At 67.5% G+C, this 17032-nt stretch carries 13 protein-coding genes; 5 read left to right on the plus strand and 8 right to left on the minus strand.

Annotation, left to right across the window (positions count from 1 at the left end):
* Positions 1-18: 18 nt before the first annotated feature.
* Positions 19-2397 (minus strand): DUF6049 family protein, encoded by a 2379-nt coding sequence (locus tag AB0D14_RS12245; protein ID WP_362777474.1) that lies wholly within the window; start codon positions 2395-2397, stop codon positions 19-21.
* A 232-nt stretch (positions 2398-2629) separates the two neighbouring features.
* On the opposite strand from AB0D14_RS12245, the gene AB0D14_RS12250 reads away from it, so the two are divergent.
* A complete protein-coding gene (locus AB0D14_RS12250) occupies positions 2630-4096 on the plus strand; it encodes a CCA tRNA nucleotidyltransferase (protein WP_362777477.1) in 1467 nt (488 codons plus the stop codon).
* Positions 4097-4211: 115 nt separating this feature from the next.
* Here AB0D14_RS12250 and AB0D14_RS12255 read toward each other — a convergent pair whose 3' ends face one another.
* The 4 genes from AB0D14_RS12255 to AB0D14_RS12270 form a co-directional block, all read right to left on the minus strand.
* Positions 4212-4697 carry a hypothetical protein gene (locus AB0D14_RS12255; protein WP_362777478.1) on the minus strand — a complete coding sequence of 162 codons (486 nt, stop codon included), beginning with the start codon at positions 4695-4697 and terminating at the stop codon, positions 4212-4214.
* A gap of 117 nt (positions 4698-4814) precedes the next feature.
* Entirely contained in the window at positions 4815-6080 is a 1266-nt protein-coding gene (locus AB0D14_RS12260; RefSeq protein WP_362777480.1) for an MFS transporter, read from the minus strand.
* 78 nt (positions 6081-6158) lie between these two features.
* Entirely contained in the window at positions 6159-7241 is a 1083-nt protein-coding gene (locus AB0D14_RS12265) for an inositol-3-phosphate synthase (protein ID WP_362777482.1), read from the minus strand.
* A gap of 44 nt (positions 7242-7285) precedes the next feature.
* Positions 7286-7969 (minus strand): helix-turn-helix transcriptional regulator, encoded by a 684-nt coding sequence (locus tag AB0D14_RS12270; protein WP_362777483.1) that lies wholly within the window; start codon positions 7967-7969, stop codon positions 7286-7288.
* A 374-nt stretch (positions 7970-8343) separates the two neighbouring features.
* Between AB0D14_RS12270 and AB0D14_RS12275 the strand changes: the two genes are divergently transcribed.
* Both AB0D14_RS12275 and AB0D14_RS12280 read left to right on the plus strand, forming a co-directional pair.
* Positions 8344-11067 (plus strand): transglycosylase domain-containing protein, encoded by a 2724-nt coding sequence (locus AB0D14_RS12275; protein WP_362777485.1) that lies wholly within the window; start codon positions 8344-8346, stop codon positions 11065-11067.
* A gap of 257 nt (positions 11068-11324) precedes the next feature.
* Positions 11325-12842 carry a glycosyltransferase 87 family protein gene (locus AB0D14_RS12280; RefSeq protein WP_362777488.1) on the plus strand — a complete coding sequence of 506 codons (1518 nt, stop codon included), beginning with the start codon at positions 11325-11327 and terminating at the stop codon, positions 12840-12842.
* Between the two features lie 148 nt (positions 12843-12990).
* On the opposite strand, the gene AB0D14_RS12285 is transcribed toward AB0D14_RS12280, so the two are convergent.
* The 3 genes from AB0D14_RS12285 to AB0D14_RS12295 all read right to left on the minus strand — a co-directional run bounded on the left by AB0D14_RS12285 (position 12991) and on the right by AB0D14_RS12295 (position 15747).
* A complete protein-coding gene (locus tag AB0D14_RS12285) occupies positions 12991-14022 on the minus strand; it encodes an alanine racemase (protein ID WP_362777490.1) in 1032 nt (343 codons plus the stop codon).
* Between the two features lie 84 nt (positions 14023-14106).
* A complete protein-coding gene (gene femX, locus AB0D14_RS12290; RefSeq protein ID WP_362777492.1) occupies positions 14107-15228 on the minus strand; it encodes a peptidoglycan bridge formation glycyltransferase FemX in 1122 nt (373 codons plus the stop codon).
* A 204-nt stretch (positions 15229-15432) separates the two neighbouring features.
* Complete coding sequence (locus AB0D14_RS12295; RefSeq protein ID WP_362777495.1) at positions 15433-15747, minus strand: hypothetical protein; 315 nt, start codon at positions 15745-15747, stop codon at positions 15433-15435.
* Between the two features lie 284 nt (positions 15748-16031).
* Here AB0D14_RS12295 and rpsF point away from each other — a divergent pair, with 284 nt between their 5' ends.
* Positions 16032-16322 (plus strand): 30S ribosomal protein S6, encoded by a 291-nt coding sequence (rpsF, locus tag AB0D14_RS12300; protein WP_028804085.1) that lies wholly within the window; start codon positions 16032-16034, stop codon positions 16320-16322.
* A 78-nt stretch (positions 16323-16400) separates the two neighbouring features.
* On the plus strand, positions 16401-17027 hold the full coding sequence (locus AB0D14_RS12305; protein ID WP_362777497.1) for a single-stranded DNA-binding protein: 627 nt from the start codon (positions 16401-16403) through the stop codon (positions 17025-17027).
* The last annotated feature ends 5 nt before the right edge of the window (positions 17028-17032 follow it).

The raw sequence follows: 17032 nt of genomic DNA on the forward strand, positions 1-17032 counted from the left end.
CACCGGCCACGACATCGCTCAACGGTCCACTCTCTCACCCGTGCCGGACGGGTCGGTGATTTCCGGTGCGGTGTCCGGTGAAGGGTCACTCGGGTGCTCCGGGTCGTGCGCCTTCGACTCGGCGGACGCCGGCTCGCGATCGCCCTCCGTGTCGTCACTGCTCTCCGCGCCGTCGGCGGGGGTGTTCGCCGCTTCCTGCGCGGCCTGGCGGGCGGCCTCCCGCTTGCGCTGCGTGTACATCCGGAATCCGGCGAGCACGAGCAGCAGGACACCGCCGGCGATGACCAGCATCACCGTGGGCGTGATCTCGGTGACCTTCACGTCGAAGGTCACCTCGGGTCCGTACTCCTCGCCGTCCTGGGTGTACAGCTGGGCGACCACCGCGGCCCGGCCGTTGGCATGGGCATTGGTGGTGAACTTCACCGACTGGCTGTGCCCGCCCGAGACCTCGACCGGGTGCTCCTCCCAGACACCGTCACCGATGCTGAGACGGCTCGGCTGTTTGGACGTGAGACGTAGTACCAGGTGGTCGACGCCCTGCACGAGGTTGTTCTGCACGGTGACCGGGATCGTGGCACTGCGGCCCGAGAGCTTCGCCTCGGACTTGTCGATCAGCCCGACGCTCTCGGTGAGTTCGACGAGGTACTTCTCCACCCCGTCGCGATACGCCGCCGCCTCGACGGCCCTGCCGCGCCAGGAGGTGGACATCGACCGGTCCATGGCCCGCCCGAAGGGGGTGACCACACGGGACTTGTCCGCGAGGATCACCTGGAAGCTGTCGAGCTTCTTCTGCGTGCCCTTGATCTGTCCGAAGGCCGTCTGCGGCAGCTCCTGCTTGCGCAGCGAGGACGGGTACGAGGATGCCGACGGGACCCGGGTGGTGGCACCGGCGTCCGGCTTGGCCTTGGTGGCCGCGGACAGCTCGGCGGACTGTGACCAGTTCCCGCCCTGCAGCTCTGTCAGTGCCTGCGCCATCGTCTGAGCCTGGCTGGCGGTCGGCATGCGCTGCGGAGCGATCACGACGCTCCGCTCTCTGTCCGGGGCCTGGCGGGTGAGCATCAGGCTCTGGGCGAGGAACCGCTGCACGGCGAGCGTGGAGTTGTCGGCCAGGGTCATGTCGCCCTGGAACGCCGTCGACAGACGGGCGTCCGCGACCACCGCGCTGGTGCCGCCGCCGATCGGCCGGGCCGCCGAGGGCGTGTACGGGAGCGCGCCGGTCTCCCGCAGGCTGTCGCTGCGGGAGAGGACGGTGTCGGCACCGGCCGAGGTCGCGACCTTGACGATCGACGGGTCGATCGCGCCGTTCACGGGCCATGCGTATTCAGTGCTGGGGGTCACATGGAGGATCGACTCCACGGTCGTCCCGGCCACGGTGGTGGCGTCCTTGAGGTGGCTCAGTGACCCGGCCACGGTCGTACCGCTGTGAGCCAGCGACGCCAGATCCGGGTCGGCGAAGGGAAGCGCGACGACTTCCTCGTCCTCGACCGCCTTCTCCAGCTCGCTGAGCCACTGCTTGGCCACTGCCTGGTGCGTACCTGCCGTGGTCGTCTTGCTGGAGCCGTTCACCTGGACCCGGTAGCTGCGCGTCATGGCGTCGACAGAAGCCAGCAGGTCCGGGTCGACGACCCAGGTGATGTCGAGGTCCTTGCCGAGGCTGAGGAGCCGCTCCAGGCGGCCGCCGGGGGAGAGCTCGGCGGCCAGGCGGTCGTCGTCCGCGAAGACGGGGGTCTGCTGCTCGTTCGAACCCGTCTCGGCCGTCATGTGGGACGTCGAGATCAGCGGCCAGAGATACGTCGTCCTGCTTTTCGCGCCCGCGGCCTCCGGCTGCCAGGGCAGGAAGGTCCGCTCGATACCGAGGATCTGGTCGTACGGTGCGGTGGCGGTCCGGCCGGTGAGCGTGACACCGAGCTGGTAGACGCCGTCGGAGCCAAGATCCAGCTTGTCGACGGGGACGGAGATGCTGAACGTCTGCGCGACACCCGGCGCCAGCCTCGCGAACTTCGCGACGTACTTGCCGCCGACGTCCGTGCCCGCGTAGGGGTCGTTCTTCGCGGCGTCGTCGATCGCTGAGCGCCCCTCCAGCGTCGGGCCGACCCGCAGACCGACGTGCGCGGCGGTGATCGCCTGCTTGCCCTTGTTGATGATCCGGCCCGAGACGGTGAGCGTGTCGTCGTCGGAGGGAACGTGCGGGCTGAGCGAGTCCAGGGAGACATCGACCGTGCGGGAGCCGCCGACCTCGGCCGCGGCGCTGGGCTCCGAGGCGTACGAGGGCGCAGGCGCGGGTAGCTGAAGAACGCCGGCCAGCAGAGGTGCCCCGGCGAGCAGTGCCCCCGTGCGCCGCAGCCACCGGCGGGCAGGTGAGGGACTGGTCCCCTGGAAGTCTGCCGCCTCGGCCACGCGCTCGCCCGTCCCTCGTCGTCAGTGGTCGTCGGAATGTGCGTCCACGCATGGTAACGATGCGCGCCGGGGGTAAGTGCCGCGGTCCGCTCCACAAGATCGGGAGAAGAGCCGGTGCTACTCCTTTATGTGAGCGTATCTGTGGCGGTGTCCGCACACGGAGCAGGGCAAATGCCTGTGCACGTTTAATGAAGGCGCCCTCGGGCTTCGGGGCCACGTACCCTTTTCTGTTGTGTCGAACGCCAACGAAGACAGTCCCAGTGCACTGAACCAGGTGCAGAGCCGCGCGGTGAGCGAGCTGCTGCGGGTGTCCCCCGTCGCCGACGAACTCGCACGTCGTTTTCAGGAGGCAGGGTTCTCGCTCGCCCTCGTAGGCGGCTCGGTCCGGGACGCCCTCCTGGGCCGGCTCGGCAACGACCTGGACTTCATGACCGACGCCCGCCCCGAGGACGTACTGAAGATCATGCGCCCCTGGGCGGATGCCCTGTGGGAGGTCGGGATCGCCTTCGGCACGGTAGGAGCGCAGAAGGACGCCCGCGTCGGAGACGTTGATCAGAGCTTTCAGATCGAGGTGACGACGTACCGCTCGGAGGCGTACGACCGGACCTCGCGCAAGCCCGAGGTGTCCTATGGCGACTCCATCGAGGAAGATCTGGTGCGCCGTGACTTCACGGTGAACGCGATGGCTGTGGCGCTTCCCGAGAAGGAGTTCATCGATCCGCACGGTGGGCTCGACGATCTCGCCGCCCGTGTTCTGCGGACGCCGGGTACCCCCGAGTCGTCCTTCTCCGACGACCCACTGCGGATGATGCGAGCCGCGCGCTTCGGGGCGCAGCTCGACTTCGAGGTGGCACCGGACGTCGTCGAGGCGATGAAGGCGATGGCCGACCGCATCGAGATCGTCTCGGCCGAGCGTGTGCGCGACGAGCTGAACAAGCTGATCCTCTCCGCGTACCCGCGCAAGGGGCTGACGCTGCTCGTCGACACGGGGCTCGCCGACCGTGTGCTGCCCGAGCTGCCCGCCCTGCGTCTGGAGCGGGACGAGCACCATCGGCACAAGGACGTCTACGACCACTCGCTGATCGTTTTGGAGCAGGCGATGGCACTGGAGGAGGACGGCCCCGACCTCACCCTGCGTCTGGCCGCGCTGCTGCATGACATCGGCAAGCCGCGGACGCGTCGCTTCGAGGAGGACGGGCGGGTCTCCTTCCACCACCACGAGGTGGTGGGGGCCAAGATGACCAAGAAGCGGATGCTGGCGCTGAAGTACTCCAACGACCTCGTGAAGGACGTCTCGCGCCTGGTCGAGTTGCACCTGCGCTTCCACGGATACGGCACCGGGGAGTGGACGGACTCGGCGGTCCGCCGCTACGTGCGTGACGCGGGCCCGCTCCTCAGCCGTCTCCACAAGCTGACCCGCTCCGACTGCACGACGCGGAACAAGCGCAAGGCCACCGCTCTCTCGCGCGCGTACGACGGCCTGGAGGAGCGTGTCGCCCAGCTCCAGGAGCAGGAGGAGCTGGACGCGATCCGGCCCGACCTCGACGGCAACCAGATCATGGAGATCCTGGGCATCGGACCGGGCCCAGCCATCGGCCAGGCCTACAAGTTCCTGTTGGAGCTCCGCCTGGAGAACGGACCGATGCAGTACGACGCGGCGGTGCCGGCGCTCAAGGAGTGGTGGGCGGAACAGAGCTGAGAACGCGCGGCGGGGTCATGTTTCACGTGAAACATGACCCCGAACAGCGGGAGCCAAAAACGCCGAGGGCCGTTGTTTCACGTGAAACAACGGCCCTCGCGCGTGGAACGAACCCTTACTTGGACGAGTACTCCGACAGGCAGAGGGTGAAGTCGCTGCTGCTACCGGTCTCGGTGTACTCGGCGTACTTGTTGCGGTCGCAGCCCGAGTCGTCGCTCTTCTTCTGCTCGACCTTGTACGCGGCCTTGGAGTTGCTGCAGTCCACGACCTCGAGTTCCGGGTCGGTGGTGCTGTCCGGGTTGCCGATGCTCATGCAGTCGCCGACCTTGGCGCTCTGGGCATCGTCACGGCTCGCCAGCCAGCTGGCGCCGGCGACTATGAGCGCGACCACGACGATCCCTATACGCACGTACTTCTTGACGTTGCGCTTCGGCGGCTCGGGCGGGACTGGGGCGTACGGAGCGTTCGGCTGCGTCGGGTAGCCCTGCGGGGGCTGCTGTCCGTAAGGGTTTCCCTGCGGCGGCTGACCCTGCGGAGGCTGGCCCTGAGCGAACGGATTCTGGCCCTGGGGTGGCTGGCCCTGAGGCGGCGGAGTGGTCACTTGGTGGGTCCCCCTGGAACGTAGAAGCGCATGGCGCGAAATAAGACCCACGTAAGCTACCGGGCCCCACTGGCAACTCCGTAGCCCGGGAGTGCCTCTGTGTCATTGATGTGACACTTACTGGCGCTCAAAGCGGGCCATAGCAGCAGCAACTGCCCCGTAGATAACGGCCACTGTGACCACAAGTGCCACGGAGCGGCCGTCGGGAGGCAGTATCAGGGCGGCCACCGCTGCGGCGCCGACGAAGGCGACGTTGAACAGGACGTCGTAGACGGCGAAGATCCGGCCACGGAAGCCGTCGTCGACGGACGACTGGACCATGGTGTCCGTGGCGATCTTCGCGCCCTGAGTGGTCAGGCCCAGGACGAAGGCCGCGATCAGTAGGGGGACTTCGGCGAACGGGAGGCCCAGCGCCGGTTCCAGAACCGCGGCGGAACCGGCACAGACGACGATCCAGCCGCTGGGCCCGAGCCGGTTCGCTCCCGTCGGCGTCAGCACGGCCGCGGCGAAGAACCCCGCTCCGGAGACCCCCACGGCCAGGCCGAGAAGGGCGAGCCCGTCGTCATCAGGGCCGGACGACCAGGCGTACCGGCAGAGCATCAGCACCATGACCGTCAGTGCGCCGTAGCAGAACCGCATCAGCGTCATCGCGGCCAGCGCCCAGGCGGCCTCTCGGCGCGCGGGCTCGGTGAGATGACGTACGCCCGCCGCCAGGCCGCGTGCGGTGCCGAGCACTGCCGTCCTCAGCCGTGATCGCACCAGCTGTCGGTCGGGCCCCAGCAGATCCGGGGCCAGTCGCAGCGAGGCGAGCGCGGAGCACACGTACAGTGCCGCTCCCACCAGGACGACCGCCGCGTCGGAGTCGGAACCGACGATGCGTACGACGAACGCGAGACCGCCGCCCAGGGTCGCGGCGAGTGTTCCGGCCGTGGGTGACAGGGAGTTGGCCATCACCAGGCGCTCGGGGTCGACGACACGGGGCAGGGCGGCGGACAGGCCCGCCAGCACGAACCTGTTGACGGCGGTCACGCACAGAGCGGACGCGTAGAAGAGCCAGTCAGGCACGCCGCTCAGCATCAGGACGGCCGTCAGGGACGCGAGGAGCGCCCGCAGCAGGTTCCCGTACAGAAAGACCTGGCGGCGTCGCCAGCGGTCCAGGAGGACGCCCGCGAAGGGGCCCACGAGGGAGTACGGGAGGAGCAGGACCGCCATCGCGGAGGCGATGGCGGCCGCCGAGGTCTGTTTCTCCGGCGAGAAGACGACATACGTGGCGAGCGCGACCTGGTAGACCCCGTCGGAGCCCTGGGACAGCAGCCGTACGGCGAGCAGACGCCGGAAGTTCCGGAAGCGCAGGAGTACGCGCAGGTCACCTACGACAGCCATGGGTTACAGCCTCGCACAGGGAGAGGGCCCCCGAAGCGACGCTCCGGGGGCCCTCAACAGCCGTGCGCAGGGCGGTCCCTAGCGCTCGACCTCGCCCTTGATGAACTTCTCGACGTTGTCGTAGGCCTCGTCGTCGAAGTACTGAACCGGCGGGGACTTCATGAAGTAGCTCGACGCGGAGAGGATCGGACCACCGATGCCACGGTCCTTGGCGATCTTCGCGGCGCGCAGGGCGTCGATGATGACACCCGCGGAGTTCGGGGAATCCCAGACCTCGAGCTTGTACTCCATGTTCAGCGGGACGTCACCGAAGGCACGGCCCTCAAGGCGGACGTACGCCCACTTGCGGTCGTCGAGCCAGGCCACGTAGTCGGACGGGCCGATGTGGACGTTGTCGGCGCCCATGTCGCGGTCGCGGATCTGCGAGGTGACGGCCTGCGTCTTCGAGATCTTCTTGGACTCCAGGCGGTCGCGCTCCAGCATGTTCTTGAAGTCCATGTTGCCGCCGACGTTGAGCTGCATGGTGCGCTCAAGACGGACACCGCGGTCCTCGAACAGCTTCGCCATCACGCGGTGCGTGATGGTGGCGCCGACCTGCGACTTGATGTCGTCACCGACGATCGGGACGCCCGCCTCGGTGAACTTGTCCGCCCACTCCTTGGTGCCGGCGATGAAGACCGGCAGAGCGTTGACGAACGCGACCTTGGCGTCGATGGCGCACTGGGCGTAGAACTTCGCGGCGTCCTCGGAACCGACGGGCAGGTAGCAGACGAGGACGTCCACCTGCTGGTCCTTGAGGACCTTGACGACGTCGACCGGGGCCTCGGCCGACTCCTCGATGGTCTCGCGGTAGTACTTGCCGAGCCCGTCATGGGTGTGGCCGCGCTGGACCGGGACGCCCTTGTTCGGGACGTCGCAGATCTTGATGGTGTTGTTCTCGCTGGCGCCGATGGCGTCCGAGAGGTCGAGGCCGACCTTCTTCGCGTCGACGTCGAAGGCGGCGACGAACTCGACGTCACCCACGTGGTACTCGCCGAACTTGACATGCATCAGGCCCGGCACCTTGGACGCCGGGTCGGCGTCCTTGTAGTACTCGACGCCCTGAACCAGCGAGGCGGCGCAGTTGCCCACGCCGACGATGGCTACGCGAACCGAACCCATTCCGGTTGCTCCCTGTGTGTACTCGGTGAAGCCCTGAGCGGACTTCACGTGGCAGTGTCATCGGACGGATCCGGCCCGGGGGTACTCCCGGGCCGGGGCAGGCCGCCCGACTCCCCAGATGTGTTGTCCTGCTGAGCGGAGCCGTCAGGTCCGGGACGCGGATGGTCCCGTCCTGCCCGCTCGCTCTCGATGAGCTCGTTCAGCCAGCGCACTTCGCGCTCCACGGACTCCATTCCGTGGCGCTGGAGCTCAAGCGTGTAGTCGTCGAGGCGCTCCCGGGTGCGCGCCAGCGAGGCGCGCATCTTCTCCAGGCGCTCCTCGAGTCGGCTGCGGCGGCCTTCGAGGACCCGCATCCGTACGTCCCGTGACGTCTGGCCGAAGAAGGCGAAACGAGCAGCGAAGTGCTCGTCCTCGTACGCGTCGGGACCTGTCTGCGAGAGCAGGTCCTCGAAGTGCTCCTTACCTTCCGCCGTCAACCGATAGACGATCTTGGCGCGGCGCCCTGTGAGGGGGGCCGCGAGGGCGTCCTCGGAGGTGTTCCCCGGCTCCTCGATCAACCAGCCGTTGGCGACCAGCGTCTTGAGGCAGGGGTAGAGCGTCCCGTAGCTGAAGGCACGGAACACACCCAGTGACGTATTGAGGCGTTTGCGCAGCTCATAGCCGTGCATCGGGGACTCGCGGAGAAGGCCGAGGACGGCGAACTCAAGGATCCCGGAACGCCGGCTCATTGTCGCCTCCTCTCTGCCGCGGCCCTGCCGTGACGGTCTTTATGCCGAGCTGATGTATCGACTCGATACATCAGAACGATAGATCGGTCCTCCTCGTGCGACAAGAGGGGGAGCGGTGAACGGCGTCACATCACCGATTCTTAAGAAGTAAGTTGCCCGATTTGGGGTGAACTTCGGCCCTAGGCTGGTTTTGACGGTGCGTAGTCTGTGCGCCATGCAAACCACCGGGAACCGAGTGACGCCTGGGGACGTCTCTGTCCTCGGTGCGGTACGGATGAATGTAAAAACGACCGCATCCGTACTTCGGGGGGACCGGAAACCAGCCGCCGTTTCCAGGTGCGCCCAGGTGCGCCTGCCCGAGGAGTAATCGTTCGATGAGCGAGCACCGTCGCAAATCGCCGCAGCCGCAGGGCGGCGGACGTGCCGCGTCTCGACGCGGTCAGACCGGCTCGTCCTCCGGCCGCCGTGCGGCACCGCGAGGCGAAACCGAGTCTCCTTCCGATTCCTATGGCTCGGGGGGTGAGGAACGCCTGCCCGGCAGCCGCGCCGACGCCCGGCGGGCGTCACAGAGAAGCAGCAGCGGCGGTCGACGCAGAGCGGCCGACGGCGCGGGGCAGGGTGGCCAGGGTGGTGGCGGCCGACGCGGTGGCCCCGGCGGGCCCACAGGCCCCGGCCGGGGCCGCGGGCGCGGGTCCGTACCGCCGAAGAAGCGGATCATCGACTACCCGCGTGCGGGCAAGTACGGGGCGGCACGTTGGGTGCCGTCCTGGAAGCTTGTGACGGGACTGTTCATCGGCTTCTTCGGAAGCATGATGGCGGTCGCGGGAGTCGCGTACGCGTTGGTGGGCCTTCCGGACGTAGCCAAGACGGCGGAGGCGCAGAACAACGTCTACTACTGGTCCGACGGAACCCGGATGGTCGCCACCGGTGGTGAGACCAACCGGCAGATCATCGACTACTCCCGGATTCCCAAGGAGATGCGCTACGCCGTCATCTCGGCCGAGAACAAGACGTTCGAGAGCGACAGGGGCGTCGACCCCATGGGTGTCGGCCGGGCCCTGTTCAACATGGCCAAGGGCGGCCAGACCCAGGGCGGCTCCACGATCACCCAGCAGTACGTGAAGAACGCCATGCTGGAGGACCAGTCGCAGACGCTCTCGCGGAAGTTCAAGGAGCTCTTCGTCTCCATCAAGGTCGGCGCCAACGTCGACAAGGACGACATCATGGCCGGCTACCTGAACTCGGCCTACTACGGCCGCGGGGCCTACGGAATCCAGGCCGCCGCGCGTACGTACTTCGACAAGGAGGCCGAGGACCTCAACGCGAGCCAGTGCGCCTTCCTGGCGGCGGTGCTCAAGGGAGCCACGTACTACGACCCGGCGGGCGCGGAGTCGATCGACCCGTCCGCCACGCCCGCTGCCAACCGTGAGCGCGCGGAGACCCGGTGGCGCTGGATCCTCGGCGAGATGGTCAAGGACGGGCATCTGACGGAAGCGAAGAGGGCCGAGTACCCCGACTTCCCCAAGCTCCAGAGCCCGCGGTCGAACGCCCAGCTGGGCGGCCAGGTCGGCTACCTCGTCGACCTCGCCAAGGCGTACATCGTCAACAACAGCGAGAAGACCGGCATCACCGAGAAGCAGCTTCGGGAGGGCGGCTACGAGATCCACACGACCTTCGACAAGAAGAAGGTCAAGCAGCTCGAAGCCGCGGTGAAGAAGGTCCAGGACAAGAACATCAAGCCGAAGGCCCGCCCGGCGACGGACCAGCACGTCCAGTTCGGCGGGGCCTCGGTGGAGCCGGAGACCGGTGCCATCAAGGCCATCTACGGCGGTGCGGACGCGACCGAGCACTTCACCAACAACGCCGACCAGACCGGTGCCCAGGTCGGTTCGACCTTCAAGCCGTTCGTTCTCGCGGCTGCCATGAAGTGGGGAATCCTCGACCCCGACCTGGAGCCGACCCAGGCTCAGGACGAGAGGAAGAAGGTCTCTCCCAAGAGCATCTACAGCGGCGAGAACAAGCTGAAGATCGAGAACTACGACGGGACGGTCTGGAAGGACAAGGACGACAAGGAGTGGCTGCAGCGGAACGACGGTAACGAGGACTACAACCCGCCCAGCTTCCGGATCGACCTGCGTGAGGCGATGAGGGTCTCGTCCAACTCCGCGTACGTCCAGCTCGGCATGGACGTGGGCCTCGACAAGGTCAGGGAGTCCGCCATGGACTCGGGCATCAAGGAAGGCAGCCTGGCCAGCGCCAGCGTCCCGTCCTTCTCCATCGGTACCTCCGACCCGAGCGCGATCCGGATGGCGGGTGCGTACGCCACCTTCGCGGCGAGCGGCAAGCAGAACGAGCCGTACTCGGTCGACGAGATCACCGACAAGGACGGAACGGTCTTCCAGCACGAGAACAAGGCCAAGACGAAGCTGGCCTTCACTCCGGAGGTCGCCGACAACGTCACCGACGTCCTCAAGACCGTCGTGGACGAGGGCACCGGTAAGCCGGCGAGGCTGAACAACCGGCCGGTGGCGGGCAAGACCGGTACGACCGACGGCAACAAGTCCGCCTGGTTCGTCGGATACACCCCGCAGCTCTCGACCGCGGTCTCCATGTACCGCATGGACGACGACGAGTCCAACAAGAAGCGCGAGTTCCTGGAGATGTACGGAACGGGTGGCCAGGACAAGATCCACGGTGCCTCGTTCCCGGCCGAGATCTGGCACGACTACATGGAGCAGGCGCTCAAGAACGCGAAGGTCGAGCAGTTCCCGACGCCCGTGGACATCGGCGAGGTCGTCAACGACCTCCCGACCCCGTCGGTGATCCCCACGCCCACCCAGACGGAGGAGGAAGAAGAAGAGACCGGATCGCCGACTCCCACGCCGACGGAGAGCGAGACGTCTCCGAGCCCCACCACGAGTGAGAGCTGTGCCGACTTCGACTTCGACTGCCAGGACGACGGTGGAGCCAACACCGGCTCGTCCGACGCCGGGGGTACGAACGCGGGCCCGAGCGCCTCAGCCTCGGAATCCGAGGAAGAAGAGGGCAACAGCAGAGGGAACGGGAACAGTGGTCTGATCCAAGGTTCCTCGGGCTAGCCGGTCGAGGTCTCTCGGACGCAAGGTGGTCGCCGACTCCGGTCGGCGGCCATCTGTGTTTGGACGGTCAGGATCCGACGAGCAGCGTGAACGAATGGGCTGGTAGGTCTCCCCTGCAGCCACGACCGCAGCCACGACTGCGGCCACGGCGGCTCCAAGAGGTCCGCCTGCGAGGTACAGGCCGCGCTGCCCCGGCGGGTGCCTGGCGGGGGCCGAACCCGCCCGCCCCCGGCGGCTTCTCAGACACGTACGGCAGGATGTGCGGCATGCCCAGTGCAGAAACGACGCGCGCGAGCGTGCACGAGCCAGATCTGGTGCGGCCGACCAAGGAGGACCCGGTCGCCGCGACCGGCAGTGAGCTGTTCGGAGGCCCCTTCGGGCGGCGTGCGCTGGCAGGGACGTCCTGGTGGACTCCCGTGCGGGTCGTCGCACTCGTCGCGATCGGCATGTTCGCCCTCGGCATGGTGCAGAAGCTGCCCTGTTACGACGGTGCCTGGTTCTTCGGAGCGAGCTCCCAGTACACGCATGCCTGCTACTCGGACATCCCGCATCTCTACCAGGGGCGGGGCTTCGCCGACGGGCTCGTGCCGTACTTCGACAAGCTCGAGGGCGACATGGAGTACCTCGAGTATCCGGTGCTGACCGGCGTGTTCATGGAGGTCGCCTCCTGGCTCACGCCGGGCAGCGGCAGTATCCAGGACCAGGAGCAGGTCTACTGGATGGTCAACGCCGGGATGCTGATGGCCTGTACGGCCGTCATCGCCGTCTGTGTGACCCGAACTCACCGGCGGCGGCCCTGGGACGGCCTGCTGGTCGCTCTGGCACCCGCCTTCGCGCTGACCGCCACCATCAACTGGGACCTGCTGGCGGTCGCTCTGACGGCCGCCGCGATGCTGATGTGGGCACGGAGCCGTCCGCTGGCCTTCGGGGTCCTCCTGGGGCTCGCCACGGCCGCCAAGCTCTATCCGGTGCTGCTGCTGGGACCGCTGTTCGTGCTCTGCTGGCGGGCGGGCCGGTGGCGTGAGTTCGGCACGGCCCTGCTCGGTGCCGCCGGATCCTGGCTGGTCGTGAACCTTCCGGTCATACTGCTGGCGCCCGAGGGCTGGTCGAAGTTCTACACGTTCAGCCAGGAGCGCGGCGTCGACTTCGGCTCCTTCTGGCTGATCCTTTCCCAGCGCATGGAGACACCGCTCGTCACCGACACCGTCAACACGCTGGCCACGGTGCTGATGCTGGTCTCCAGCGTGGGTGTCGCGGCGCTCGCGTTGACCGCCCCGCGCCGGCCCCGCTTCGCCCAGCTGGCGTTTCTGATCGTGGCGGCCTTCATCCTCACCAACAAGGTCTATTCGCCGCAGTACGTACTGTGGCTCATTCCCCTCGCCGTGCTGGCCCGTCCGAAGTGGCGGGACTTCCTGATCTGGCAGGCGGGCGAGGTCGCGTACTTCCTCGGGATCTGGATGTACCTCGCCTACACGACCAGCGGTGACGCCCACAAGGGGCTGCCCCAGGAGGGGTACCAACTGGCCATCGCCGCCCACCTGCTGGGGACGCTGTACCTCTGCGCCGTGATCGTGCGCGACATCCTCATGCCGGAACGGGACCTGGTGCGCCGCTCCGGCGACGACGACCCGTCGGGCGGTGTGCTGGACGGGGCGGAGGACGTCTTCGCCCTGGGCGCCGCCTCCCGTCCGCCGCGACACGCGGCGCACTTCGAGGGCCCGTACGTGGAGTGGGGCAGCGGCGGAGAACCCGGCAGAAGTTCGCGTTCGCTCTGAGCGAACAGGGTGTGGGTCACACACGCCGAAGGCCGTACACGGAGCCCGTGTACGGCCTTCGGCGTGTGTGCGGACCCGGACTTTGGCGTGTTTTCGGGCCCGGTCTTGCGCGTGTGTTCGGGCCTGGCGCGGGGCCGGCTCCGCGAGGTCAGCGCTCGACCACGCGGTCGAACTGCGTGGTGGTGTGCCGCAGATGGGCCACCAACTCCTCGCCGACCTTCGGCTCGGGAGCGTCCGAGGGCACGAAGAGGATCGAGACCTGCATGTGCGGGGGCTCCGCGAACCAGCGCTGCTTGCCGCCCCAGACGAACGGCGAGAGGTTCCGGTTGACCGTGGCGAGGCCGGCCCGGGCGACGCCCTTGGCACGTGGCATGACGCCGTGCAGGGCCTTCGGGGCTTCCAGGCCCACTCCGTGCGACGTACCGCCTGCCACGACGACCAGCCAGCCGTCCGAGGCGACCTTCTGCTGGCGGTAGCCGAAACGGTCGCCCTTGGCCACGGCGGAGACGTCCAGGACGGCTCCGCGGTACTCGGTGGCGTCGTGGTCCCCCAGCCACAGCCGCGTGCCGATACGGGCCCGGAACCGGGTCTGCGGGAACTGCTGCTGCAGCCGGGCGAGCTCATCCGCCTTGAGATGGCTGACGAACATGGTGTGCAGCGGCAGCCGTGCCGCGCGCAGCCGGTCCATCCAGCCGATGACCTCCTCGACGGCGTCCGAGCCGTCGGTACGGTCCAGGGGCAGGTGGATCGCGAAGCCCTCGAGCCGCACGTTCTCGATGGCGGCGTGCAGCTGGGGCAGGTCCCGCTCGCTCACTCCGTGTCGCTTCATGGAGGACATGACCTCGATGACGACACGGGCGCCCACGAGGCCGTACACGCCGTCGATGGAGGAAACGGAACGGATGACGCGGTCGGGCAGCGGTACGGGCTCCTCGCCCCGTCTGAACGGCGTCAGCACCAGCAGGTCGCCGCCGAACCAGTCCTTGATCCGCGCCGCCTCGTAGGTCGTGCCGACGGCCAGGATGTCCGAGCCCAGGCGGGTGGCCTCGTCGGCGAGCCGTTCCTGGCCGAAGCCGTAGCCGTTCCCCTTGCAGACGGGCACGAGCCCCGGGAACTGCTCGGACACGTGCTTGTGGTGCGCCCGCCAGCGTGCGGTGTCGACGTAGAGCGTGAGCGCCATGTCCGGACCTGGAACCTTTCTCGTGGCAGCGGTGTAGCAGCGTATGCAGCGTATGTCGGGGGGACCAAGACGAATTCTGGTGCGTCAGCGGCGCGACATGTAGATGTCGAGCGCCTTGTGAAGCAGCTTGTTGAGCGGGAAGTCCCACTCGCCGAGGTATTCGGCAGCCTGCCCGCCAGTACCCACCTTGAACTGGATGAGGCCGAAAAGGTGGTCCGTCTCGTCCAGCGAGTCGGAGATGCCGCGCAGGTCGTAGACGGTTGCGCCGAGCGCGTAGGCGTCGCGCAGCATCCGCCACTGCATCGCGTTCGAGGGCCGGACCTCCCGCCCGATGTTGTCGGAGGCGCCGTAGGAGTACCAGACGTGCCCGCCGACGACCAGCATCGTCGCGGCCGACAGGTTCACACCCTCGTGCCGCGCGAAGTACAGCCGCATGCGGTTGGGGTCCTCGGCGTTGAGAGCCGTCCACATACGCTGGAAGTACGAGAGCGGTCGTGGCCTGAAATGATCGCGCAGAGCCGTGATCTCGTAGAGGCGCTGCCACTCCTCCAGGTCCTGATAGCCGCCCTGGACGACCTCGACGCCGGCCTTCTCGGCCTTCTTGATGTTGCGCCGCCAGAGCTGGTTGAAGCCCTTGTGGACATCCTCCAGCGACCGGTTGGCCAGCGGCACCTGGTAGACGTAGCGGGGCTGTACGTCGCCGAAGCCCGCCCCGCCGTCCTCGCCCTGCTGCCAGCCCATACGCCGCAGTTTGTCGGCCACCTCGAAGGCGCGCGGCTCGATGAAGTCGGCCTCGATGTCGCGCAGGCGCTTCACATCCGGGTCCTGGATGCCTCTCTTGATCGAAGTGGCCTCCCAGCGCCGGATGATCACCGGCGGGCCCATCTTCACGGAGAAGGCGCCCTGCTGCTTGAGATGCGCGAGCATCGGATCCAGCCAGTCGGTCAGATTCGGCGCGAACCAGTTGATGACCGGGCCCTCGGGCAGATAGGCGAGGTAGCGCTTGATCTTGGGGAGCTGGCGGTACAGGACCAGACCGGCCCCGACGATCTCGCCGGACCTGTTGTCGAACCATCCGAGGCTCTCGGAGCGCCACTCCGCCTTGACGTCTGCCCAGGCCGGGACCTGCATGTGGCTGGCCGCGGGCAGGCTCTGGAGGTAAGCCAGATGCTGCTCTCGGCTGATGGTCCTCAGGGTCAGACTCATTCGGGGTGCTCCTCGGGCTGGTCTGTCCCCATGGATACAGGGGCTCCGGCTCTCGCGCCGAAGCCTACTGCGCCCTGAGAGCGCCCTGACTGGCCGTATGCGTCCCGGGCCCAGACCGATACGCGGACGGGGCAGCCGGAGATGTTGTCGACGGGTGGCCGGGAGTCGGGAGGGCCGCCGGGGGCCACCGACTCCCCGCTGCCGTCAGCCGATGACGCCGCCGAAGAGACCGCCGTGTGCCATACCGAGGAAGAAGCCCACGGCGGAGGCACCCAGACCCAGGACCAGCCCGAAGCGTTCCCTGGTCGTCTCGGACACGAACTGTCCGTACGCGCCCGTGATGATCCCCACCAGTCCTGCCCAGGAACTGAGCAGATGGAGACTGTGGAACATCGCGGAGACGAAGGCCGTCACCCCGAGGACCAGCGTCACGGCGAGCAGCGCGTGCTGGAGCGGATGCGGCTTGTTGTCGGTGGCGAAGAGGGAACCGGCGGTGTTGGATCGCAATGCCTGTGCCATGTGGCACCTCCTGCGGAAGGCGGCGCATCGTAGCGCCATACACACCCGATGTGTACAGACTGACGCTCACCGGCCCCTGATTTCAACCGGAAGGCGACGAGCGGGTACTCTGTACCCTCTGCACCGGTGTCTGCCCAGACCACTCAGACCATGGCATGGTCCTTCGCTCAGTTCGTTGATCGGCGGTCCGATTGTCAGTGGCGGCCGATACCGTTGCGAACGCATCACAACCCTCCTGCCACGGATCGACCGTGGCCGCTGAGTCCAAAGGAGGTGGGTTATACATGCGTCACTACGAAGTGATGGTCATCCTCGACCCCGATCTCGAAGAGCGTGCTGTCTCGCCGCTGATCGAGAACTTCCTCTCCGTCGTCCGTGAGGCGAACGGAAAGGTCGAGAAGGTCGACACCTGGGGCCGTCGTCGTCTCGCGTACGAGATCAAGAAGAAGCCCGAGGGCATCTACTCGGTCATCGACCTGCAGGCCGAGCCTGCGGTCGTGAAGGAACTCGACCGCCAGATGAACCTGAACGAGTCGGTCCTCCGGACCAAGGTCCTCCGTCCCGAGACCCACTGAGCTTTCCAGCTCAGCTGATCTCGGGCATCGAGTAGCAGCACCAAGCAGCCAGCAGCAAACCCGCCGAGAGGTTCCCCCATGGCAGGCGAGACCGTCATCACGGTCGTCGGCAATCTTGTCGATGACCCCGAGCTGCGCTTCACCCCGTCCGGTGCGGCGGTCGCGAAGTTCCGTGTCGCGTCCACTCCCCGCACCTTCGACCGTCAGACCAATGAGTGGAAGGACGGCGAAAGCCTGTTCCTGACCTGCTCGGTCTGGCGTCAGGCGGCGGAGAACGTCGCCGAGTCGCTTCAGCGAGGCATGCGCGTCGTCGTGCAGGGCCGGCTGAAGCAGCGGTCCTACGAGGACCGTGAGGGCGTCAAGCGCACGGTCTACGAGTTGGACGTCGAGGAAGTCGGCGCCAGCCTGAAGAACGCCACGGCCAAGGTCACCAAGACCACCGGCCGAGGTGGCCAGGGCGGTTACAGCGGCGGCGGTGGCGGCGGTCAGCAGGGCGGCAGCTGGGGCGGAGGCTCCGGCGGCGGTCAGCAGCAGGGCGGCGGCGGTGCTCCCGCCGACGACCCCTGGGCGACCAGCGCTCCTGCCGGCGGCGGCAACCAGGCCGGCGGCTCCGACGCTTCCGGTGGCGGTGGCGGCGGTTGGGGCGGAAGCTCCGGCGGCTCCGGCGGTTCCGGTGGCGGCTACTCGGACGAACCCCCCTTCTAGGCCCA

Origin of the sequence: Streptomyces sp. NPDC048484 (genome assembly GCF_040651415.1) — a bacterium.
In the GTDB taxonomy this organism is placed as follows: domain Bacteria; phylum Actinomycetota; class Actinomycetes; order Streptomycetales; family Streptomycetaceae; genus Streptomyces.